This is a genomic window from Burkholderia sp. NFPP32 (assembly GCF_900119325.1).
Lineage (GTDB): Bacteria > Pseudomonadota > Gammaproteobacteria > Burkholderiales > Burkholderiaceae > Burkholderia > Burkholderia pyrrocinia_C.
The window spans coordinates 1-1,753 of sequence record NZ_FPJP01000075.1 but is presented as its reverse complement, the minus strand read 5'-3'; the positions used below and the strand labels follow the sequence as shown (position 1 = coordinate 1,753).

The 1,753-nt window shown below is 54.9% G+C and carries 1 protein-coding gene and 1 pseudogene; both read right to left on the bottom strand.

The features are described from left to right. Positions 1 to 95: 95 nt before the first annotated feature. Positions 96 to 536: pseudogene (locus BT264_RS37215) on the bottom strand (transposase); the annotation flags it as partial. Positions 537 to 860: 324 nt separating this feature from the next. Continuing rightward, a complete protein-coding gene (locus BT264_RS39505; RefSeq protein ID WP_177318462.1) occupies positions 861 to 1,100 on the bottom strand; it encodes a hypothetical protein in 240 nt (79 codons plus the stop codon). Positions 1,101 to 1,753 lie beyond the last annotated feature (653 nt).

Genomic DNA, 1,753 nt, shown 5'->3' with positions numbered 1-1,753 from the left:
CGTCCGCACCGCCAACGTCTCGAACGACACCGGAGCTTGACCAGTGACGCATTAAACCCGCTTGTCAAAACGGGGAGGTCCTTATAGGCGGTTCATTGTCGGGCCCGCTTCAGATCGTCCTTTGCACTTACCCAGGCACGTGAGAGATCGCGGAAGGCTTCGTCCTCCACGGTGAGCACGTACACAGCCGACAGGTCGCCGGCGCGAAGCGAACGCACGAGTTTCACTGCGTCACGTCGATCCGTCTTGACGCGTTCACCGGGCTTCTTCGGAATCAATGAAGGCGCACATACCATGCAGTCGATTCCTTTCTCGACCAGTTGCCGGTAAAGTCCATAACCGCACAGACCTGCCTCGTAGACGACATGTACGCGTCGCGCTTTGGACTGCAGACGCTTGCACAGACGGTCGATATCGGTCGTGGTGGTCCCGCTCTTGCCGAGTTGTTCGACCTCGCTCATATCAACCGCGTAGGCGACCGTGATCGATTCCTTGTGAACATCCAAACCCACGTACAGCGTGCTATCGTGTTCCATGCTGGCCTCCGTGCGGAAATCTCCGGGTGTGGCCCTGTCCACACCGTGCGGCTCTGGCAGCGATGCTAACCCGCGTTTGATTCCTCACGCTCGGCCAGCCTTCGCCTCACGGGAAGTCATACTGCCTATTTTCCTTTGCCTATTAGGGTATCCGCTTCGGAAACGTATGCGATTTTGTCCCTGCGGCTATACAAACAAAGTTCACGACCGACTTTATCCCGTATATGCTTCTGTGGGTATCGCCCCTGCATGAGAAGAACGGAATATCCCGTACGATCATCAAACCCAACGATGTCGCCAATGGGTTTAGGACTCTTTAGCCCACTAACCTTTACGCATGCCACCTTCATTTCCTCGTAAAACCCCGCCCAAGTCTGCGGGGGCGAAGCAAATGCCAGAAGAGGGGAAATTAATGTCGTAGATATACAGATTCTTAAAAATAATTTCATAATAATCAATTGGAGAAAAATTGAGATCTGTAGACAACGAAACTGCACTAACGGTTCCCAACAACGAAGTCATCGGAACGAGGAGGATTCGCTGACGATTCTTGACAATGGCCATGAGGCACTTTGTGTATCCTGCTGATGCAGCGCGGGCTCGTCACCTCGACGCGTGATCGTCGATCCGGACACGGGGCGGACGCAGCTATCTCGTGATCGTTTGCCGACTCGTCAAGCTAACGTGTCAGTTGGCCCGAAGGTTTGCTGTCCCGAGTTACAACCAGCGTTTTGTCATGAATATCAGTCTCGCCCTGCAAATCGGTGGGGCCCTCATTCTGCTTTGCTTGTTCGTTTTGACATCGATGATCATGTCGTCGTCCGGAGCAATCGCGCAAGATTGTGGGGGAACACCCCTGTTGCGTCACAGGCTACGAGGTGTAGTCGTCGTTCTCTGCATAGGCACCATGTTTACCGTTCTCGTCGGCGCCTGTGGGCTGCTCGCCATTTCATGAGTGACCGGCCACGCGCCGTACGGCTGCAGACTGAGGCGAGGCCGTCCGCGGCGTCTAGACTAACACTCACCACTGTCCAATAAATCCAAGCGGTTCAAGGCCTCGGCCAAACCACTTATCCCACTGTCGGAATTTGCGCGGCAACCTCTATCGGCCTTCCGAAGGGCCGACTGAAGTTGACCCGCTTCAACGGACAGATCTGCGGTAGCGATCGATGTGCGATTTAACCTCCGTTAAGCGGTAAGTCGCGGGTTGTCCACGG